This window comes from Streptomyces sp. NPDC035033 (assembly GCF_040636735.1).
Taxonomy (GTDB): Bacteria; Actinomycetota; Actinomycetes; order Streptomycetales; family Streptomycetaceae; genus Streptomyces.
Map to the genome: position 1 here is coordinate 73,518 of NZ_JBEZUZ010000016.1, position 19,307 is coordinate 92,824.

At 74.4% G+C, this 19,307-nt stretch carries 18 protein-coding genes; 7 read left to right on the plus strand and 11 right to left on the minus strand.

Features of this window, described 5'->3' with window-relative positions; translation table 11 throughout:
- Positions 1 to 23: 23 nt before the first annotated feature.
- From AB0E83_RS09910 to rsmI, 4 genes are all read right to left on the minus strand, one after another.
- Entirely contained in the window at positions 24 to 1,301 is a 1,278-nt protein-coding gene (locus AB0E83_RS09910; protein ID WP_362108467.1) for a ubiquitin-like domain-containing protein, read from the minus strand.
- A gap of 82 nt (positions 1,302 to 1,383) precedes the next feature.
- Complete coding sequence (locus AB0E83_RS09915) at positions 1,384 to 2,283, minus strand: TatD family hydrolase (protein WP_362108469.1); 900 nt, start codon at positions 2,281 to 2,283, stop codon at positions 1,384 to 1,386.
- Positions 2,284 to 2,323: 40 nt separating this feature from the next.
- Positions 2,324 to 2,743 carry a hypothetical protein gene (locus AB0E83_RS09920; protein ID WP_362108471.1) on the minus strand — a complete coding sequence of 140 codons (420 nt, stop codon included), beginning with the start codon at positions 2,741 to 2,743 and terminating at the stop codon, positions 2,324 to 2,326.
- Between the two features lie 299 nt (positions 2,744 to 3,042).
- Complete coding sequence (rsmI, locus tag AB0E83_RS09925; protein WP_362108473.1) at positions 3,043 to 3,888, minus strand: 16S rRNA (cytidine(1402)-2'-O)-methyltransferase; 846 nt, start codon at positions 3,886 to 3,888, stop codon at positions 3,043 to 3,045.
- A 132-nt stretch (positions 3,889 to 4,020) separates the two neighbouring features.
- On the opposite strand from rsmI, the gene AB0E83_RS09930 reads away from it, so the two are divergent.
- Positions 4,021 to 5,730 carry a phospholipid carrier-dependent glycosyltransferase gene (locus AB0E83_RS09930; RefSeq protein WP_362108523.1) on the plus strand — a complete coding sequence of 570 codons (1,710 nt, stop codon included), beginning with the start codon at positions 4,021 to 4,023 and terminating at the stop codon, positions 5,728 to 5,730.
- A 71-nt stretch (positions 5,731 to 5,801) separates the two neighbouring features.
- Here AB0E83_RS09930 and AB0E83_RS09935 read toward each other — a convergent pair whose 3' ends face one another.
- A complete protein-coding gene (locus AB0E83_RS09935; RefSeq protein WP_362108475.1) occupies positions 5,802 to 7,991 on the minus strand; it encodes a VCBS repeat-containing protein in 2,190 nt (729 codons plus the stop codon).
- A gap of 192 nt (positions 7,992 to 8,183) precedes the next feature.
- On the opposite strand from AB0E83_RS09935, the gene AB0E83_RS09940 reads away from it, so the two are divergent.
- Both AB0E83_RS09940 and AB0E83_RS09945 read left to right on the plus strand, forming a co-directional pair.
- Positions 8,184 to 9,818: a penicillin-binding transpeptidase domain-containing protein gene (locus tag AB0E83_RS09940; protein WP_362108477.1), complete on the plus strand. Its 1,635-nt coding sequence runs from the start codon at positions 8,184 to 8,186 to the stop codon at positions 9,816 to 9,818.
- 93 nt (positions 9,819 to 9,911) lie between these two features.
- Positions 9,912 to 10,400: a YbaK/EbsC family protein gene (locus AB0E83_RS09945; protein ID WP_362108479.1), complete on the plus strand. Its 489-nt coding sequence runs from the start codon at positions 9,912 to 9,914 to the stop codon at positions 10,398 to 10,400.
- 106 nt (positions 10,401 to 10,506) lie between these two features.
- Here AB0E83_RS09945 and AB0E83_RS09950 read toward each other — a convergent pair whose 3' ends face one another.
- Entirely contained in the window at positions 10,507 to 11,256 is a 750-nt protein-coding gene (locus AB0E83_RS09950) for an SDR family oxidoreductase (RefSeq protein WP_362108481.1), read from the minus strand.
- A gap of 104 nt (positions 11,257 to 11,360) precedes the next feature.
- Between AB0E83_RS09950 and AB0E83_RS09955 the strand changes: the two genes are divergently transcribed.
- From AB0E83_RS09955 to AB0E83_RS09965, 3 genes are all read left to right on the plus strand, one after another.
- Positions 11,361 to 11,858 (plus strand): DUF2975 domain-containing protein, encoded by a 498-nt coding sequence (locus AB0E83_RS09955; RefSeq protein WP_362108483.1) that lies wholly within the window; start codon positions 11,361 to 11,363, stop codon positions 11,856 to 11,858.
- Complete coding sequence (locus AB0E83_RS09960; RefSeq protein WP_362108485.1) at positions 11,858 to 12,082, plus strand: helix-turn-helix transcriptional regulator; 225 nt, start codon at positions 11,858 to 11,860, stop codon at positions 12,080 to 12,082. The genes AB0E83_RS09955 and AB0E83_RS09960 overlap by 1 nt, the downstream gene beginning before the upstream one ends.
- A 61-nt stretch (positions 12,083 to 12,143) precedes the next feature.
- Complete coding sequence (locus AB0E83_RS09965; protein ID WP_362108487.1) at positions 12,144 to 12,614, plus strand: hypothetical protein; 471 nt, start codon at positions 12,144 to 12,146, stop codon at positions 12,612 to 12,614.
- Positions 12,615 to 12,637: 23 nt separating this feature from the next.
- Here the strand turns inward: AB0E83_RS09965 and AB0E83_RS09970 are convergent, their stop codons facing one another.
- The 4 genes from AB0E83_RS09970 to AB0E83_RS09985 are packed head-to-tail and all read right to left on the minus strand — an operon-like array spanning position 12,638 to position 16,447.
- Positions 12,638 to 13,813 (minus strand): serine hydrolase domain-containing protein, encoded by a 1,176-nt coding sequence (locus tag AB0E83_RS09970; protein WP_362108525.1) that lies wholly within the window; start codon positions 13,811 to 13,813, stop codon positions 12,638 to 12,640.
- Positions 13,814 to 13,853: 40 nt separating this feature from the next.
- A complete protein-coding gene (locus AB0E83_RS09975) occupies positions 13,854 to 14,600 on the minus strand; it encodes an ABC transporter ATP-binding protein (RefSeq protein ID WP_362108489.1) in 747 nt (248 codons plus the stop codon).
- Positions 14,601 to 14,604: 4 nt separating this feature from the next.
- Entirely contained in the window at positions 14,605 to 15,366 is a 762-nt protein-coding gene (gene cbiQ / locus AB0E83_RS09980) for a cobalt ECF transporter T component CbiQ (RefSeq protein WP_362108491.1), read from the minus strand.
- 19 nt (positions 15,367 to 15,385) lie between these two features.
- The gene (locus tag AB0E83_RS09985; protein WP_362108493.1) at positions 15,386 to 16,447 is read right to left on the minus strand and encodes an energy-coupling factor ABC transporter permease; all 1,062 of its coding nucleotides are present in this window, start codon (positions 16,445 to 16,447) and stop codon (positions 15,386 to 15,388) included.
- Between the two features lie 166 nt (positions 16,448 to 16,613).
- On the opposite strand from AB0E83_RS09985, the gene AB0E83_RS09990 reads away from it, so the two are divergent.
- Positions 16,614 to 16,976 (plus strand): SsgA family sporulation/cell division regulator, encoded by a 363-nt coding sequence (locus AB0E83_RS09990; protein ID WP_362108495.1) that lies wholly within the window; start codon positions 16,614 to 16,616, stop codon positions 16,974 to 16,976.
- A 96-nt stretch (positions 16,977 to 17,072) separates the two neighbouring features.
- Here the strand turns inward: AB0E83_RS09990 and AB0E83_RS09995 are convergent, their stop codons facing one another.
- Complete coding sequence (locus AB0E83_RS09995) at positions 17,073 to 19,238, minus strand: MMPL family transporter (RefSeq protein WP_362108497.1); 2,166 nt, start codon at positions 19,236 to 19,238, stop codon at positions 17,073 to 17,075.
- Positions 19,239 to 19,307: the final 69 nt, after the last annotated feature.

Consider the following 19,307-nt stretch of genomic DNA (forward strand, 5'->3'; position numbering starts at 1 on the left):
CAGCCTAGGCCCTGTCGGGCGCGTCACCGGAAGAGCCTGCGCCCGCAGTGCGGCCAGGGGCCGGCGCCGCGCTGCACGTACAGCTTCTTCGCCCGGTACGTCTGCTCGGCGGCGGGCGCGTCCTGGGCGACGCCCTCGCCGCCGAGGGAGCGCCAGGTGGCGGGGTCGAACTGGTAGAGGCCGCCGTACGTCCCCGAGGGGTCGACGGCGTCCGGCCGGCCGCCGGACTCGCAGGCGGCGAGCGCGCCCCAGTCGAGGCCGTCGGCGCCGGAGACGGAGGTGGGCAGGGGGCGGGTGCCGACGCGGACCCGGCGGGAGACGGGTTCGCGGACGATCTCCTCGCCGGTGCGGCGCGGCGTCTGCCGCACCCCGTTGACGGTCCGCAGGTGGTACGTGATCCGGCGCAGGCCGGGGGCGCCCTGTCGTTCGACGACCTCGGTGCCGGCGAAGAGCCCCGGGTCGCGGACGCGCTCGACGGCGTACGGGACGGCCTCCTCGCGGATCTGGGTGGAGCCGGTGATCCGCAGCACGGTGACGGTCTGCCCGTCGCGGGGGAAGGCGTCGCCGGGGACGGAGGTGGTGTCCTCGCCGCCGAGGGTGATGCCGGCCTCGTCGAGGGCCTCGGCGACGGTGGCGGCGTTGGTGCGGACGGTCCGTTCGCGTCCGTCGGCGAGGAAGGTGACCGCGCGTTCGGTGCGGACGTCGAGGGCGAGGCCGGTGCGGGAGATGGCGGCGGAGCGGGAGACCGAGAGGTGGGCGCCCTCGGCGCGGACGCCGAGCTGGCGCAGGGCGCCGTCGACGGTGTCGGCGGTGGTCCACACCTGGCGGCGGTGGCCGTCGAGGGTGAGGGCGACCGGCCGGCCGTACCGGAGGACGATCTCGTCGCCGTCGGCCAGTTCCTCGCCGGGGGCGGGGGCGACGAGGTCGTGCGCGCCGACGGCCAGTCCCTCGTCGGCGAGGAGTTCGCCCACGTCGTCGGCGAAGGTGTGCAGGGTGCGGGGGACGCCGTCGACGGAGAGCCGGACCGCCTTGTCGTCGGCGACGAAGGCGGTGGTGCCGCCGGCCAGGAAGGCGACGACGAGGGCCTGCGGGACGAGCCGCCGCAGGCCGTCGCCGGCGGGGCGGACGGGCTTGCGGCGCCGGGCCCCGCGCCGGGCGGCGGTGCGGCCCTGGGCGGGCACGGCCGGCGGCGCGGGCAGGGGCACGGCGAGGGGGGCGGCCTGGGTGGGCTGCTCGTGGACGGGCAGCGTGGCCGCCGCCCCCCGCCGTCCGGCGCGGTGACTGCCCTGGGAAGTGCTCACGAGGCCGGGACCCTAGCCCCGGCGGTCGTCACTCTCCAGATCGACCCGACTACGACACGTAACCGTTATGCATCGGTGACCATCAGTAGTCGAAGGCGCGGGCCGTGTTCACGGCGAGGGCCTCCGCCATCGCGTTCTCGTCGATGCCGCGGACCTCGGCCATCGCCCGGACGGTGACCGGGATCAGGTACGGGGCGTTGGGGCGGCCGCGGAAGGGCGCGGGGGTGAGGAAGGGGGCGTCGGTCTCGACGAGGACGAGGTCGAGGGGGGCGACGGCGAGGGCGTCCCGCAGCGGCTGGGCGTTCTTGAAGGTCATGTTGCCGGCGAAGGACATGTAGTAGCCCTTGGCGGCGCAGATCTCCGCCATCGCGGCGTCGCCGGAGTAGCAGTGGAAGACGGTCCGCTCGGGGGCGCCCTCCTCGTCGAGGACGCGCAGGACGTCGGCGTGCGCCTCCCGGTCGTGGATGACGAGCGTCTTGCCGTGCCGCTTGGCGATCTCGATGTGGGCGCGGAAGGAACGCTCCTGCGCGGCCATGCCCTCGGGGCCGGTGCGGAAGAAGTCGAGGCCGGTCTCGCCGACGCCGAGGACGTGCGGGAGGGCGGCGAGCCGGTCGATCTCGGCGAGCGCGTCGTCGAGGGCGGCGTCGCCGCCCGCGTCCCTGGCGCCCTGCCGGGACCACCCTCCCCCAGCCCCGGGGGGCTGGGAGGTGCCCCCAGGCTCCCCCAGCACGATCCGGGGCGCTTCGTTGGGGTGCAGGGCGACGGCCGCGTGCACGTTCTCGTACCGCTCCGCCGTCTCGGCGGCCCACCGGGAGCCCTTCACGTCGCAGCCGACCTGGACCACCGTCGTCACGCCGACGGCGGCGGCCTTGGTCAGGGCCTCCTCGACCGTGCCGGACTGCATGTCCAGGTGGGTGTGCGAGTCCGCGACCTCCACGAGGAGGGGTTCGGGCAGCGGCGGCGGGGCGTCCTTGGCACTCATGGCCCCGATCGTACGAAGCCATGAGCGCGCCCGCGAAGCCTTACTTCCTGCGGAAGGGGTGGAACAGGTCGGACAGGTGCCGGTGGTGCGGCACCGGCGGGGCCTCGGCGGCGGCCTCCTCGGTCAGTTCCTGTCCGATCGGGCCGGCCGGCGACACGGGCTTGGTGGCCCGGGCCCCGTGCTGGTGCCGTTCGGCGGCCGCGACCGTGTCGAGCACCGACGCCACCTGGCCCGCGCGCATGATCCGGACGACGTGGCCGCCGCAGTTCATGCAGGTGGGACGGGACAGCGGGGACGGCACCCGCTCGCCGTCGGCCTTGTAGACGACGAATTCCTGGCCGGCCGCGTCGACGTGGTGCTCGATGTCGTACGCCTGTTCCCAACCGTATCCGCAGCGCATGCAGGCGAAGGCGTACGCCTCATGGGCGACGGATATGCCGGTGCCGGTGATCTCGCTCATGCCAGCTCCTCTCCACCGGTCCAGTGGACGCCTTTTCGGGCCGGAGCGCATCAGCACGGGGAAAACCGTGGAAGGACCGTGGGGGGTTCTTTGGTCTTCCCTTGCCGAGCGCCCTGCGAAGCTTTCCGGCGCCGGTTTCGGCTTTGCCTTTCAGATTAGCCCTTTACCGTTTCCAGGGCCCCCTTTGCCCTTTCCGGGGGTTGCCTTCCGGTCTGCGGTCCTCCTCGCCCCGTGTCCGGGGCTCGCCACCCCGCTTCCGGGACTCCCGCGGGCCGTTTCCGGGGCCCGCGGGCCGTTCCTCACGGCGCGTTCTTGGCCGCGACGACCGCGTCGAAGACCTCCCGCTTGGGCAGTCCCGCCTCGGCGGCGACCGCGGCGATCGCCTCCTTGCGCCGCTCCCCCGCCTCCTCGCGCACCCGCACCCTGCGCACCAGCTCGGCCGCGTCCAGCTCCTCCGGCCCGGTCTCCGGGGCGCCCTCGACGACGACCGTGATCTCGCCCCGCACCCCTTCCTTCGCCCAGGCGGCCAGCTCGCCCAGCGGGCCCCGCTTGACCTCCTCGTACGTCTTGGTCAGCTCGCGGCAGACGGCGGCGCGGCGGTCGGCGCCGAAGACCTCGGCCATGGCGTCGAGGGTGTCGTCGAGCCGGTGCGGGGCCTCGAAGTAGACGAGGGTGCGCCGCTCGGCCGCGACCTCCCGCAGCCGGCCGAGCCGCTCCCCCGCCTTCCGCGGCAGGAAGCCCTCGAAGCAGAAGCGGTCCACCGGCAGCCCGGAGAGCGCCAGCGCCGTGAGCACGGCGGACGGGCCGGGGACGGCGGTGACCTTGATGTCCGCCTCGACGGCGGCGGCCACCAGCCGGTAGCCGGGGTCGGAGACCGACGGCATGCCCGCGTCGGTCACCAGGAGCACCCGGGCGCCGCCGGCCAGCGCCTCGACCAGCTCGGGCGTGCGGGCCGACTCGTTCCCCTCGAAGTAGGAGACGACCCGCCCCGTGGTGTGCACGCCCAGCGCGCGGGTCAGTCCGCGCAGCCGGCGGGTGTCCTCGGCCGCGACGATGTCCGCGCCCTCCAGCTCGGCGACGAGCCGGGGCGGGGCGTCCGCGATGTCGCCGATGGGGGTGCCTGCGAGTACCAGCGTTCCTGTCACCCGGCCATCCTCCCAGGAGTCGCGCGCGCGACGGCGCCGCGTACCGCCCGGACAGGCGACGCGCACAGGCGCAGTCCCTACGATGGCGCGGTGACCCGTACCGCACCCGAGGCCCTGGAGGGCCAGCACTCCATGGCGAAGACCGTGGCCGAGCCCTCGTCGTGGCAGCTGCGGCTGCGGCGCTTCGGTTACCGTCCGCCCGCCGCCGGCACGCTCTCCATCGGCGCCCGGGACCGGCTCGACCCGCCGTACACCCGGCCCTCGCCGCGGGTCGTGTCGCTGCTCGGGCTCGGCCCGGGGGCGGCCGACCGGCTGTGGCGGCTGGCCGCGTGGGGCGGCCCGCTGCTGGTCGCGGCGGTCGCCGGCGTGCTCCGGTTCTGGAACCTGGGCAAGCCGCACGCGGTGATATTCGACGAGACGTACTACGCCAAGGACTCGTGGGCCCTGATCAACCAGGGGTACGAGGGGGCCTGGCCCAAGGACGTCGACAAGTCGATCCTGCAGAACCCGGACGCGGTCCCGATCCCCACCGACCCCGGCTACGTCGTCCACCCGCCGATGGGCAAGTGGGTCATCGGCGTCGGCGAGAAGATCTTCGGCTTCGAGCCGTTCGGCTGGCGGTTCATGGTGGCGCTGCTCGGGACGCTCTCCGTCCTGATGCTGTGCCGGATCGGCCGCCGCCTCTTCCGCTCCACCTTCCTCGGCTGCCTCGCCGGACTGCTGCTCGCCGTCGACGGCCTGCACTTCGTGATGAGCCGCACGGCCCTGCTCGACCAGGTGCTGATGTTCTTCGTGCTGGCCGCCTTCGGCTGTCTGGTCGTCGACCGCGACCGGGCACGGAAACGGCTCGCCGCCGCCCTCCCGGAGGACGACGAGGGCGTGCTCCGGCCCGACGCGGAGATCGCGGAGACCCTGCGGCTCGGCTGGCGCCCGTGGCGGATCACGGCCGGCGTGATGCTGGGCCTGGCGGCGTCCACCAAGTGGAACGGCCTGATCTTCCTCGCCGCGTTCGGCCTGCTGACCGTCGTGTGGGACGTCGGCGCCCGGCGGACGGCGGGCGCGGTCCGCCCGTACCTCGCGGTGCTCAAGAAGGACGTGCTGCCCGCCTTCGTCTCGACGGTGCCGGTCGCGCTCGCCGCCTACCTGGCCACCTGGTCCGGCTGGATCGCCTCCGACAAGGGGTACTTCCGGGACTGGGCCGCCCAGCAGGACGCGGCGGACCCCGGCTTCTGGAGCTGGCTGCCGCAGTGGTGGCGCAGCCTGTGGCACTACGAGACCGAGGTGTGGGACTTCCACGTCAAGCTGACCTCGCCGCACACGTACGAGTCCAACCCCTGGTCCTGGCTGGTCACCGGCCGTCCCGTCTCCTACTTCTACGAGTCCCCGGCCCCCGGCACCGCCGGCTGCCCGGCCGGCGCGAAGGAGAAGTGCGCCCAGGAGATCCTGGCCCTCGGCACCCCCCTGCTGTGGTGGGCCGGCTGCTTCGCCCTCCTGTACGTCCTGTGGCGCTGGATCTTCCGCCGCGACTGGCGCGCGGGCGCGATCCTCTGCGCCTTCGCCGCGGGCTGGCTCCCCTGGCTCCGCTACCAGGAACGCACCATCTTCTTCTTCTACGCGGTCGTCTTCGTCCCGTACCTCTGCCTGGCGGTGGCGATGACGCTCGGCGCGATCATCGGCCCCAAGGGCTCCACCGAACGCCGCCGCACGATCGGCGCGGTGACGGCCGGCTGCCTGGTCCTCCTCATCGTCTGGAACTTCATCTATTTCTGGCCGATCTACACGGCGACCCCGATCCCGATGGACCAGTGGCGGGCGCGGATGTGGCTGGACACCTGGATCTAGCTGCGCGGACGTGAGAAGAGGGCGCGACCGGTGGTCGCGCCCTCTTGTCGTCGCCCGTGGCGGGGAAGGGGTCAGAAGTCGGGGCCCGCGATCCTCTCCAGGGCGTCCAGGTACATCACCTCGGCGCTCCGGAAGGGCTTGCTCCAGTCGCCGGTGCCCTTGTAGAGCTGCGACGCCCGGGCCGGGCCGCGCAGGGCGAGGAGGTCGGCGCGTCCGTCGCCGTCGGCGTCGCCGGCGCCGACGAGCGTGCCGAAGCCGCTCCAGCCGCCGCCGATCCGGGTGCGGGGCGCGAAGGTGCCGTCGCCCTTGCCGAGGTACTGCCACAGGACGCCGTCGCGGTCGCGGGCGACGAGGTCCCCGGCCGGGCCGCCGGCGAGGTTCCCGAGGGCCGTGATCTCGTTGTAGGCGCCCCAGCCGCCGCCGATCCTCTTGCGGGGGGCGAAGGGGGCTCCGGCGTTGCCGGTGCCGGGGTAGAGCCAGAGCACTCCGGACCTGTCGGCGGCGACGGCGTCGGTGCGGCCGTCGCCGGTGAGGTCGCTGCCGGCCGTGATCCTGTCGTAGATCTGCCAGCCCCCGCCGACCTTGGCGCGGGGGGCGAAGTTGCCGGTGCCGTTGCCCGTGTAGAGCCACAGCACGCCGGACCGGTCGCGGGCCAGGAGGTCGCCGACCGCCGAACCGCCCAGGTCGCCGGCGGCCTCGATGCGGTCGTAGACGTTCCAGCCCGAGCCGATCAGGGCCGTCGGCTCGCCCTCGTTGAGCCCGTGCCGCTCCTCGGTCGAGCGGTAGAAGAGGTCGGTGCGCCACAGGCGGCCGGCGGAGTCCCGGGTGAGGAGGTCGGGGGTGCCGTTGTCGTTGAAGTCGCGCGGCTGGGTCTTGCGGACGACCTTGAAGGTGCCCCGGGAGACGGCGGCGGGGCCGATGCCGTTGGCCGGGTCGCCGGTGATCTCCCAGGTGTGGTCGCCGTTGTGGAACGCCTCGTACGCCTCGGCGGTGTCCCAGCGGAAGACCGCCCCGGTGTCCCGGCAGCAGTCGGTGACGGTCGTGGTCTTCCCGGTGCGCACGTGGCGCACGGTCAGCTTCGCGGCGCTCACCGGCCGGGAGGTGGTCCAGGCGAAGGTGAACCCGTCGTTCCGGTCCAGGTCGAGGGTGGCCGGGGGCGCGGTGACGCCGGTGACGACGACCTCGGTGGGCTCCCCGGTGGCCGCGACCTTCTCGGCCTTCAGGCCGTCGCTCCCGGTGGCCGCGAGGCGGTACATGCCCTCGCCCTGTCCGAGGACGCCCCCGCGCGCGTAGAGGGTGCCGTCGGGGGCGGGCGCCAGCTCGTAGGCGTGGTCGAGGATCCGGACCGACTTCTTGGTGGTGAGGTGGTAGGCCGTGATGGCGTGGTGCGGGCTGGGCTGGTCGAAGCCCATCCCTCCCCGCTGCCCGTACACGACCCAGTCGCCGACCAGGCCGATCTGGAGGGTGCCCAGCGGCTGCTGCGGGTTGACCGGGACCTCCTGGACGGCTCCGGTGGCCCGGTCCGCGGCGAAGATCTTCGTCGGCTGGTCCGGCGAGGTGCTCGCGAACCACGCGGTGTGCGTCGCGGAGACGGCCTCGGCGCCGGCCGTGGAGTCGAGGAGCTCCGTGACGCCGGTGGCGAGGTCGACGAGGCCCCACCTGCTCTTCCCTCCCGACCCGAAGAGGACCTTGGCGTGGTCGGGGGTGGCCGGCAGGACCTCGTGGACGACCGCGTCCGCGGGGAGGCCGGTCACCGTCGTGGTGCCCGTCTCCGTGTGCTTGCGGAGCACCGTGCCGGTCTCGGTCGGGAGGGTGGTGAAGACGGCGTCGGCCGCCGCGCCGGCGTACTTCGCGCCGCCCGCCGCCGATCCGACGGGGACCTCCAGCGAACCGTTTGTGCCCAGGTTCCGCTGCGTGATCGTGTACGCCCCCCGGAAGACCAGGAAGTCGGTGGTCCGCGTCGACCGCAGGGAGACGTGGCCGGTGTAGGACTGGCCGGTGCCGTCCGCGTACCGCCGCCACGTCGAGGTGGCGTCGGGGCCGCGGGTGAGGAAGCCGTTCACGCCGGCCTCGACGAGGCCGCTGCCGTCGTTCGGGAACGGGATCGGGTCCGCGGCGGCGTCCGCCGCCTCCGCGACGAGGACCCCGGCCGCCGGCGCGGCGTGCGCGGGGGCGGTCAGCGCGCTCGCCCCGAGGGTGACGGCGAGGACGGTGGTGACGGCGGCGGCGAGCCGGCGCCGGGTGGGTGGGGCCAGGGGCACGTGTCATTCCTCCCGGGGGTGTCAGGCGCCTCATGCGCCTCACCGGTAAGACCCGCTGAAACGCGAATAGTTGTACGAGCGGAGCCCGGTTCCTCGGAGCGCTCCCGGTGTGACGGACGTGCCGGGGGTTCCTCGACAGGTGTCAGAGGCGGCTGGTTGACTCGTGGGTCCACACGGGGAGGGGAACCTGGCATGCGAAGTGGAGTCAAAGTCGGCGTCGTCGGGGGCGTGTTCGCCGTCGTCGCGAGCGGGGTCGCGTACGGGGGCTACAACCTCTGGAACGGGATCACCGGCGGTTCGGCCGATGTCGGGACGCGGGCGGCCGAGCGGCGGACCGGTCCGGTGACGGCGGAGGAGGTCACCGCCACCGCGCGGGACTTCCTCGCCGCCTGGGCGGCCGGGGAGGCCGATCGGGCGGGGCAGTTGACGAACGACCCGGTGACGGCGGGGCCGGCGGTGGCCGCGTACCGGGAGGGGGCCGGGGTCTCGGCGGCGGAGATCACGCCGGGGGCGCCGACGGGGGCGGTGGTGCCGTTCACGGTGAAGGCGACCGTGACGTACGAGGGGGTGTCGAAGCCGTGGACGTACGCGTCGAAGCTCACCGTCGTGCGCGGCGAGTCCACCGGCCGCCCGCTGGTGCGGTGGACGCCGGCCGTGCTGCACCCGAAGCTGACGGCCGGCGCCACGCTGCGGACCGGCGAGGCGAAGACGCCGCCGGTGAAGGCCGTCGACCACGAGGGCGTCGCGCTGCCGCCCGGGAAGTACCCGTCGCTGGTGCCCGTCCTGGACGCGCTGCGGCAACGGTACGGGGCGAAGGCCGGCGGCGAGGCGGGCGTCGAGACCTGGATCGAGACCGCCGACGGCACCCCGGGCAGCACGCTCCTGGTGCTGTCGGCGGGCAAGCCCGGTGAGCTGCGGACGACGATCGACGCGGACGTGCAGGCGGCGGCCGAGAAGGCGGTGAAGGAGTTCCCGTCGGCGGCCGTGGCCGCGGTCGAGCCGTCGACGGGCGCGATACGGGCGGTCGCCAACAACCCGGCGTCCGGCTTCAACACGGCGTTCCAGGGGAAGCAGGCGCCCGGCTCCACGATGAAGATCGTGACGGCGGCGATGATGATGCGGTACGGCATCGCCGGGCCGGGGACGGCGGTGGCGTGTCCGCCCACCGTGCGGTGGGAGGAGCAGACCTTCCAGAACCTCGACCGCTTCACCACCAGCGGCGACCTCACCAACGCGTTCGCGCGGTCCTGCAACACCGCCTTCATCAAGGCGATCCCCCCGCTGAAGGACAAGGGCGTCCACGACACCGCGCTCGGCGACACCGCCCGCGAGTGGTTCGGGATCGGCGAGGTGTGGTCGGTCGGCGTGGTGACCGAGGACGGGTCCGTGCCCGAGTCCGCCGGGTCCGAGACGGCGGCCTCGTACATCGGCCAGGGCAGGATCACCATGAACGCGCTCAACATGGCCTCGGTCTCCGCGACCGTGAAGAACGGCGGATTCCTCCAGCCGTACCTGGTCCCGAAGGACGTGGACGGGCGGGAGTTCGCGCGGGCCGAGCCGCTGCCGGGCGCGGTCGCCGAGGGGCTGCGGGGGATGATGCGGGCCGCGGCCACCGCCCCGTCCGGCACCGCGCGGGAGGCGATGGCCGGGGTGCCGTCGCCGAAGGGCGCGAAGACCGGTTCGGCGGAGGTCGGCGGCCAGGCCGACGCCAACAGCTGGTTCACCGGCTACTCCGGCGACCTCGCCGCGGCGGCCGTCGTCCAGTCCGGCGGGCACGGCGGCGACGCGGCCGGGCCGGTGGTGGCGGCGGTCCTGAAGGCGGGCTGACGGCGGAGGGGGCCGGGCGGCGGAGGACCGCCGCGTGGCCCGGGCGGCCGAAAACCGTCGCGTGGCCCGTACACCTACCGCTACGGTGCGGGCATGACGACCGATGCCTCCGCCGCCCACCCCCAGTTCGCCGCCGCCCTCGCCGAGTTGGGCCTCGACGTCGAGGTCCGCGGCTTCCCGGAGGAGACGCGGACCGCGCAGCAGGCCGCCGACGCGATCGGCTGCGCGGTCTCCGAGATCGTGAAGTCGCTGATCTTCGCCGCCGACGGGGTGCCGGTCCTCGTCCTGATGGACGGGGCCTCGCGGGTGGACGTCGAGCGGGTGCGGGAGGTGCTGGGCGCCGGGGAGGTCACGCGGGCGGACGCGCGCGTGGTCCGGGAGACGACCGGGTACGCGATCGGGGGCGTGCCGCCCTTCGGGCACCGCACCCGGACCCGGGTCCTGGCCGACGAGGGCCTGCTCGACCACGCCCTGGTGTGGGCGGCGGCCGGCACCCCGCGCTCCGTCTTCGCCCTGCCCCCGAAGGAACTGGTCGCCCACGCCGGCGCGACCCTGGCGGACGTGCGCGAGCGCACGGCGTGACACCGCCGGTCGCGGGCGCGGTGCCGGTCGCGGCGGTCGCGCACGCGGCGGGGGACGCCCCGGCCCGCCGCGTCCGGGACCGGCGGCCGGCGGCCCGGGCGGCCGCTCAGCCCTCGCCGTCCAGGACCTCGCGGAAGTGCCGGTTCACCGCCATCAGGCCGCCGTCGACGCGGAGGGTGGTGCCGGTGATCCAGGCGGCGTCGGGGGAGGCGAGGAAGGCGACGGCGGCGGCGATGTCGTCGGGGGTGCCGACGCGGCCGAGGGGGTAGGCGCGGCCGCCCAGGGCGGCGAGGTCCTTCTCCCGGCCCGCCCAGGAGGGGGTGGCGACGGTGCCGGGGTTGATCTGGTTGACGCGGACGCCCTTCGGGGCCGCTTCGCCGGCCAGGGTGCGGGTGAAGGAGCCGAGGGCGGCCTTCGCGGCGCTGTAGGCGTGGTCGCCGAAGTCGGCCTCCGCGTTGACCGAGCCGATGGTGACGATCGCGCCCGCCGTGGCCGCGAGGTGCGGGAGGGCGGCGCGGGAGCAGCGGACGGCGCCGAGGAGGGTGCCGTCGAGCTGGCGGCGCCAGTTCTCGTCGGGGTCGTCGACGAAGGGGACGAAGGCGTTGTTGACGAGGACGTGGAGGGCGGGGAGGCCGCCGATCACCTCGTCGACCGCATCCCGGTCGGTGATGTCGAGGCGGTGGGCGGTCGCGCGCGGGAGGTCCGCCGCCACCGTCCGCGCCGCCTCCCCGTCGATGTCGGTGACCAGGACCCGCGCGCCCTCCGCCGCCAGCCGGCGGGCGGTCGCCGCGCCGATGCCGCTGCCCGCGCCCGTGATCAGCGCCGTCCGTCCCGCGAACCGCTTCGTGAGATCCATGCTCCGCATCTCAGCACCGATCGCGGGCCCCGACTACCCCCGCCTATCGTTTTTCGATAGATTCACATCGTGAGTCGATCGACGGAAGGGTCAAGGGAGGGGTCATGGGAAGACTGACGGTGCTGGCGCTGCGCGCCGTGCTCGGGGGACTGGCGGCCGGAACGGTGTTCGTGCAGGCGGTGATGGTCCCGCTGCTGGCCGCCGATCTCGACGGAGCGGAGGGAGACCTGGCGCACCTGCGGACGCCGCTCCTGGTGGTCTTCTTCCTCGGCGTCGTCACGGTCCAGGTCACCCTCGTCTCCGTGTGGCGGCTGGTGACGATGGTGCGGCGCGGGACCGTCTTCTCCCCCGCCGCCTTCCGGTACGTGCACCTCGTGATCGGCGCGCTCGTGACCGCCGCGCTCCTGGTCTTCTCGCTCGCGGTCCTGCTGGCGCCCGGCGAGGCGGTCGCCCCCGGGATCGTCCTGCTGATCTGCGGGGTCTCCCTGGCGGTCCTGGGGGTCGCGCTCATCGTGCTGGTGCTGCGGATGCTGCTGGCCCAGGCCGTCGACCGCGACGTCGAGGCGACGGCGATGCGCGCCGAGCTCGACGAGGTGATCTGATGCCGATCGTCGTCGACATCGACGTGATGCTCGCCCGCCGGAAGATGTCGGTGGGCGAGCTCGCGGAGCGGATCGGGATCACCCCCGCCAACCTGGCGGTCCTCAAGAACGGCCGGGCCAAGGCCGTGCGCTTCACCACCCTCGCCGCCCTGTGCGAGGCGCTCTCCTGCCAGCCGGGCGACCTCCTGCGCTGGGAGGAGGGGGACGGGGGGCCGGAGGGGTAGGCGGGGTCGCGCGCGGAGAAATCGCTGGGCGGCGGGCGGATCCGGCCCTACCGTCACTTGGATGGAGATCTCCTTCCGGAAGCTGCCGGACGACCGGCACGAGATCCTGGTCCGCGCCCGCAAGGGACCGGACGTCAGGCTGCCCCCGGGGCCCGTCGGCCCGACCGTGCCGCACGACCTGGTCCACGCCGTCGTGGAGACCGCCCTCGGCATCGAGGACGGCTTCTGGGGGGCGACGGCGCGCGGCGCCACGTTCGAGGGCTTCGAGCCCGTCGTCCCGGGCCGGCACCGCCGGTCGGGGATGAAGGTGCTGCGCCGGGGCGGCGACGCGGTGCTGGCCGCCGAGCTGCGCGTGAACTGGGCGTACCGGGCGTGGCGCGGCCTCCCCGTGGAGGGCCGCGGCGTCGGCCCGGCGCTCCTGGACGCGGAGGCCCTGGCGAGGACGGGGCCGCGCCTGGACGCCGCCGCCGCCCGCTGGGCCGCCGTCCCCGAAGGCGGGGAGCTCCTCTGGCGCTGGGGCTCGGACCGGTAGGACCGGCCCTCCCGGAGACGCGCCTACGCGGGGAGGGAGGCGCGGACCGCCCGCACCAGGGCCTGGGCGCGCGGGTCCGAGGTGACCGTCTTCCGCATGCCGTTGGTGACGTAGGCGAAGGCGGTGCCGGACTCGGGGTCGGCGAAGGCGAGGGAGCCGCCGCGGCCGGGGTGGCCGAAGGAGGTGGGGCCGAGGAGGGGGGAGGCCGGGCCGTGGAGCATGTGGCCCAGGGCGAAGCGGGTGCCGACGAGGAGGACGCGGTCGGTGCCGGCCGACTCCTCGGTGCGGGCCAGGGCCAGGGTCGCGGGGGCGAAGAGGCGGGGGGTGCCGTCCGCGAGGGGGCCGAGGGTGGCGGCGTAGAAGCGGGAGAGGGAGCGGGCGGTGGCCACGCCCGCCGAGCCGGGGAGCTCCGCCGCGCGGTAGGCGGGGTCGTTCTCGTCGGGCTTCGGGGTGATGACCTCGAAGGCGCGGCGGGTGAGGGAGGCCGGGTCCTGCCACGCCTCCGTGACCGCGCGCTTGGGGCGCAGGCGGAGCGCGCCGGTGTCCTCGGGGGCCTCCACCGGGCCCAGGCGGCCCACCCGGTGCTCCTCCGTCCCCGGCAGGCCGACCCAGAGGTCCAGGGCGAGCGGGGCCGCGATCTCCTCGGCGATCCAGCGGCCTATGGTGCGGCCCGTCACGCGGTGGACGAGGCCGGAGAGGAGCCAGCTGAAGGTGTGGGCGTGGTAGCCGTGGGCGGTGCCGGGTTCCCAGGCGGGGGCCTGGGCGGCGACGGCCGCGGTGGACGCCTCCAGGTCGGTGGCCTCGGCGAGGGCGAGGGGGCGGTCGAGGACGGGGACGCCCGCCTGGTGGGCGAGGAGCTGCCGTACCGTCACGCGATCCTTGCCGGCCGCCTTGAACCCGGGCCAGTACGTGGCCACCGGGGCGTCCAGGTCGATCCGGCCGCGCTGGTGGAGGAGGAGCGGGACGGCCGCGGCGACGCCCTTCGTGGCCGAGCGGACCACCTGGGCGGTCCCCGCCGTCCAGGGGGCGCCGCCGGCCGCCGCGTCCGCGTCCTTCGCGCCCGCCCACAGGTCGACGACCTTGACGCCGTCGTGGTGGACGGCGACCGCCGCCCCCTTCTCGCCGCGCTGCTCGAAGTTGCGCAGGAACGCGTCCCTGACCGGCTCCCAGCCCGGTGCCACCGTGCCCTGGACGTCCACCTGACCCACTCATCCTTTCGTACGAACGGGACCCATGGTCTCAGGCGACGGAACCCGGAACGAAACCGAAGGGCAGTTCGAGGCGGTGGCGGGCCATGAGCTCCTCGTCGGCGAGGATCTCGCGGGTCGGCCCGTCGGCGGCGATCACGCCCTCGCTGAGGATCAGCGAGCGCGGGCAGAGCTCCAGGGCGTACGGCAGGTCGTGGGTGACCATGAGGACGGTGACGTCGAGGGAGCGCAGCACGTCGGCGAGTTCGCGGCGGGAGGCCGGGTCCAGGTTGGAGGACGGCTCGTCGAGGACGAGGATCTCCGGTTCGCCGGCGAGGACGGTCGCCACGGCGACCCGGCGCCGCTGGCCGAAGGAGAGGTGGTGCGGGGGCCGGTCGGCGTACTCCGCCATGCCGACCCGGGCCAGCGCCCGCTCCACGACCGCGTCCAGCTCGGCGCCGCGCAGGCCGGCCGTGGCCGGGCCGAAGGCCACGTCCTCGCGGACGGTCGGCATGAAGAGCTGGTCGTCGGGGTCCTGGAAGACGATGCCGACCTTCCGCCGGATCTCCGCCATGTGCTTCTTGCCGACGGGCAGTCCGGCGACGGTGACGCCGCCCGCGCCGGCGGTGAGGATGCCGTTGAGGTGGAGGACGAGGGTGGTCTTGCCGGCGCCGTTGGGGCCGAGGAGGGCGACCCGCTCGCCCCGCCCGATGGTCAGGTCCACGCCGAAGAGCGCCTGGTGGCCGTCGGGGTAGGCGTAGGCGAGGCCGCGCACGTCGAGGGAGGGGGGAACGGTCATGGGGTCATCCCAGGAGGGCGAGGAGGCGGATCGGGAGCGCGGCGAGCGGCAGCGCCAGGGCCGCCGCCCACTGGGCGCGGGCGGCGGGCCGCTCGTCGGTGACCGGCATGGTGCCGGTGTAGCCGCGGCTGAGCATGGCGAGGTGGACGCGTTCGCCGCGCTCGTACGAGCGGATGAAGAGGGCGCCCGCGGTCTTGGCGAGGACGCCCCAGTGGCGGACGCCGCGCGCCTCGAAGCCGCGGGAGCGGCGAGCGACGGACATCCGGCGCATCTCGTCGGCGATGACGTCCCCGTACCGGATCATGAACGAGAGGATCTGGACGAGGAGGGACGGCAGCCGGAGGCGCTGGAGGCCGAGGACCAGGGCGCGGAGCTCGGTGGTGGCGGCGAGGAGCACGGAGGCGGCGACGCCGAGGGTGCCCTTGGCGAGGATGTTCCAGGCGCCCCACAGGCCGGGGACGCTCAGGGAGACGCCGAGGACGGTCGTCTGCTCGCCGGGGACCACGAAGGGCATGAGCAGGGCGAAGCCGACGAAGGGGAGCTCGATGGCGAGCCGGCGGAGCAGGAAGCCGGCGGGGACGCGGGCGAGCGCGGCGACCGCGCCGAGCAGGGCCGCGTAGAGGGCGAAGGCCCAGACGGCCTCGCGCGGGGTGGTGACGACGACCAGCACGAAGCCGAGGACGGCGACGAGCTTGGTGTGCGGGGGAAGGGCGTGCACCGGCGAGTCCCCCCGCCGGTACAGCGCGTGGGCGTGGCCCGCTCCCATGGCTGTGCTCCGTCTCCCGTCAGACCCGCGCGCCGGTGTCGGCGGGGCGCCTGCGGCGGCGGACGGCCCAGAAGGCGCCGGTGCCGACGGCGAGGGTGACGCCGACGCCGATCACGCCGGCGAGGCCGCCGGAGAGCCGCTCGGAGCCGATGCCCTGGACGCCGTAGTCGGCGAGCGGGGAGTCGGCGGTGGCGTGCTCGTACTGGTCGGCCTTGGCGTCGATGCCCTGGTCGGCGGCGACCTTCTCCAGGCCGTCGGGGCTGGCGGAGGCGTAGAAGGAGACGACGCCGGCGAGGACGAGGGCGGTGGCGAGGCCGCCGAGCCAGACCTTCCGCGGGCTCCTCGCCGCGGCGGGCGCGGGCGCGGCGGGGGTCGCGTCGACGAGCTCGCCGCCGACGCGGAGCTTGAGCGGGACGGCCAGGTCGCGGGCGCCGTGCACGAGGTCGGGGCGGACGGCGAGGACGGCGCCGACGGTGAGGGCGGTGATGACGGCCTCGCCGACGCCGATGAGGACGTGGACGCCGAGCATGGCGGTGAGGACGGTGCCGACCGGCACGTCGGTGGTGCCGCCGATCGCGTAGACCAGGGTGAAGGCGGCGGCCGAGGCCGGGACGGAGACGAGCGCGGCGACGAAGGTCGCGGCGGTGACGCCGCCGCGGGTGCGGGGCAGGACCAGCCGCAGGCCGCGGAAGAGGAAGTGGGCGGTGACGACGGTCACCACGCCCATGACGGTGATGTTGACGCCGAGGGCGGTGAGGCCGCCGTCGGCGAAGAGGACGCCCTGGGTGAGCAGGACGACGGCGATGCACAGGACGCCGGTCCACGGCCCGACGAGGATCGCGGCGAGCGCGCCGCCGAGGAGGTGGCCGCTGGTGCCGGCGGCGACCGGGAAGTTGAGCATCTGGACGGCGAAGACGAAGGCCGCGACCAGGCCCGCGAGCGGGGCGACCCGCTCCCCGTCGCCCTCGGCGCCGCCGAGCTCCTTGCGCGCGCCGCGCAGGCTCAGGGCGACGGCGCCGGCGGCGGCGACACCGGCGGCGGCCGACACGGGAGCGTTGATGAATCCGTCGGGTACATGCACGTCCTGAATGATGAGCGCTCCTGCAAAGGGCTTGCAAGAGCGTCCAGGTCACAAGACGGCACAGAGTGTGAGCCCGCACACGGTGCGCATATCCGCGCTCACCCGGGGAAGAATGGAACATTAGTTGCCATTCACGACGAATCGGACCCGACCGAGGAGCTGAGCGATGTCCGCCGCAGCCGACCACGAGGTCGAAGACCATGCCCGAGGCCGCCTGATCAGTGACGCGCCGGTCGCCCGCGCCGTGCCCGTCGCCCTCCGCTACGACCCCGGCTTCTCCCCCGCGACCGTCCGCTTCGGCCTCCCCGGCGGCGTCGAATGGTCCTTCCCCCGCGCCCTCCTGGAGGACGGGCTGCGGTCCCCCGCCCACCGCGGCGACATCGCGGTCTGGCCGTGCGGCCGGGCGCAGACGGTGGTCGAGTTCCACGGCGAGGAGCTGGTCTCCGTCGTCCAGTTCGACAGCGCCGCCCTGACCCGGTTCCTGGAGCACACGTACGCCGTCGGCACGTCGTCGCTCACGACGCGCTGACGGCGTACGGCCGCGTCGGGCCCCCGTCCCCACGGGTTCCGGCGCGGGCCGGGGCGGGCCCCCCGCTCAGGGGCCGCCCCGGGGATCAGCGGGGGCTCACGCCTTCACGAGGTCCGGCGTCCGGTCGCCGGCCGCGTCCCCGTGCGCGGCGAGCCCCTCGCCCTCGACGTCCACGGCGGGCAGCGCCCGGTCCAGCCACTTCGGCAGCCACCAGGCCTTGTGGCCGAGGAGCGCGAGGACGGCCGGGACGATCGCCATGCGGACCACGAAGGCGTCGAAGAGGACGGCGACGGCGAGGCCGAAGCCGATCATCTTGATCATCTGGTCGCTCATCCCGATGAAGCCGGAGAAGACGGCGATCATGATGACCGCGGCGGCGGTGACCACCCGGGCGCTGTGCCGGAAGCCGGTCACGACCGCCTCGCCGGGCCGCTCGCCGTGGACGTACGCCTCGCGCATCCGGGTGACGAGGAAGACCTCGTAGTCCATGGCGAGGCCGAAGACGACGCCCACCATGAAGATCGGCATCATCGACATGATCGGGCCGGTCTGCTCGACGCCGAACAGGCCGCCCAGCCAGCCCCACTGGAAGACCGCGACGACGGCGCCGAGGGCGGCGACCACCGAGAGCAGGAAGCCGAGGGCGGCCTTGAGCGGCACCAGGACCGAGCGGAAGACGACGGTCAGGAGGAGGAAGGCGAGGCCGACGACGAGGGCCAGGTAGGGCACCAGGGCGTCGTTCATCTTCTGCGAGAAGTCGATGTTCATCGCGGTGGCGCCGGTGACGAGGACCTCGTCGCCGGTGGCGTCGCGGATGTCGTGGACCAGGGTCTCGGTGGCCTCGGAGGACGGGCGGTCCTTCGGGATCACGGTGATCATGGCGGCGTCGCCGGCCTTGTTGGGCGTGGCCGGGGTGACCGCGGCGATGCCGTCGAGGCCCTTGATGGTGTCGACCGCCTTGGCGGCGGTGGCCCCGTCGCCGTCGACGACGACGAGCAGCGGGCCGTTGAAGCCGGGGCCGAAGCCCTCGGAGAGCAGGTCGTAGGCGCGGCGCTCGGTCGCGGAGACCGGCTTCACGCCGTCGTCGGGGAGGCCCATCTCCAGGGAGGCGGCCGGGATCGCGACGGCGCCGAGGCCGATGACGCCGGCCAGCAGGACGAAGACCGGGCGGCGGATGACGAAGCGGGCCCAGCGGGTGCCGGCGTTCGGCTTGCCGGTCTTCTCCGGGGAGGCGGCGCCCTTGCGCTCCTTGCGGCCGATCACCTTGTCGCCGGCGAAGCCGAGCAGCGCCGGGATGAGGGTGAGGGCGATCAGGACGGCGATGACGACGGTGCCGGCGGCGGCGAAGCCCATCTTCGTCAGCATCGGGATGTTGACGACGGCGAGGCCGACGAGGGCGATGACGACGGTGAGTCCGGCGAAGACGACGGCCGAGCCGGCGGTGCCGGTGGCGCGGCCCGCGGCCTCCTCCTTGCCGTGCCCGTCGGCCAGTTCGGACCGGTAGCGGGAGACGATGAAGAGGGCGTAGTCGATGCCGACGGCGAGGCCGATCATCATCGCGAGGGTGGAGGTGGTGGTGCCGAGGTCGAGGACGTTGGCGAGCGCGGTGATCGCGGAGACGCCGATGCCGACGCCGATGATCGCGGTGAGCAGCGGCAGTCCGGCCGCGACGAGCGAGCCGAAGGTGATGACGAGGACGATGCCGGCGATGACGACGCCGATGATCTCGCCGGTGCCGGTCTCGGGCATGGTCTGGAGGGCGTCGCCGCCGAGCTCGACGGTCAGGCCCTTGCCCTGGGCCGCGTGTCCGGCCTGTTCGAGCGCCTCGCGGGTCTCGTCGGTCAGCTCCATCCCGTTGACCTTGTAGGCCACGGAGACGTAGGCGGTGGAGCCGTCCCGGGAGACGGCCCGGGCCGTGTACGGGTCGGTGACCGAGACGATCTGGTCGGAGCCGGACTTCAGCGCGGCGACGGTCTCCTCGACGACGGCCCTGGGGGCCGCGTCGGTCATCTTCCCGCCGTCGGGGGCCTTGAAGACGACCCGGGCGGTGGCGCCGTCGGCGCCGGCGCCGGGGAAGCGCTCCTCGAGCAGGTCGAAGGCGCGCTGGGCCTCGGTGCCGGGGATGGAGAAGGAGCTGGAGGTCGCGGCGGGCGCGGTGGCGGCGCCGACTCCGGCGAGCGCGAGCAGCGCCACCCAGAGGAGGGCGACGAGCCGGCGGCGCCGGAAGGCGGTGCGGCCCAGCTTGTACAGGAAGGTGGCCACGGGTGCGTACTCCCGGTGTGGGGTGGGACAGGGCATGGGGAGCCGGCCCGACGGCGTGAGCGGTGCGCA

Coding starts and splice junctions, on each gene's coding strand:
- AB0E83_RS09960 (WP_362108485.1), top strand. CDS start 11,858: ATGCCGATCGTCGTCGACATCGACGTGATGCTCGCCCGCCGGAAGATG.
- AB0E83_RS09915 (WP_362108469.1), bottom strand. CDS start 2,283: ATGAGTGCCAAGGACGCCCCGCCGCCGCTGCCCGAACCCCTCCTCGTG.
- AB0E83_RS09990 (WP_362108495.1), top strand. CDS start 16,614: ATGTCCGCCGCAGCCGACCACGAGGTCGAAGACCATGCCCGAGGCCGC.
- AB0E83_RS09950 (WP_362108481.1), bottom strand. CDS start 11,256: ATGGATCTCACGAAGCGGTTCGCGGGACGGACGGCGCTGATCACGGGC.
- AB0E83_RS09930 (WP_362108523.1), top strand. CDS start 4,021: ATGGCGAAGACCGTGGCCGAGCCCTCGTCGTGGCAGCTGCGGCTGCGG.
- AB0E83_RS09920 (WP_362108471.1), bottom strand. CDS start 2,743: ATGAGCGAGATCACCGGCACCGGCATATCCGTCGCCCATGAGGCGTAC.
- AB0E83_RS09945 (WP_362108479.1), top strand. CDS start 9,912: ATGACGACCGATGCCTCCGCCGCCCACCCCCAGTTCGCCGCCGCCCTC.
- AB0E83_RS09975 (WP_362108489.1), bottom strand. CDS start 14,600: ATGACCGTTCCCCCCTCCCTCGACGTGCGCGGCCTCGCCTACGCCTAC.
- cbiQ (WP_362108491.1), bottom strand. CDS start 15,366: ATGGGAGCGGGCCACGCCCACGCGCTGTACCGGCGGGGGGACTCGCCG.
- AB0E83_RS09940 (WP_362108477.1), top strand. CDS start 8,184: ATGCGAAGTGGAGTCAAAGTCGGCGTCGTCGGGGGCGTGTTCGCCGTC.
- AB0E83_RS09955 (WP_362108483.1), top strand. CDS start 11,361: ATGGGAAGACTGACGGTGCTGGCGCTGCGCGCCGTGCTCGGGGGACTG.
- AB0E83_RS09965 (WP_362108487.1), top strand. CDS start 12,144: ATGGAGATCTCCTTCCGGAAGCTGCCGGACGACCGGCACGAGATCCTG.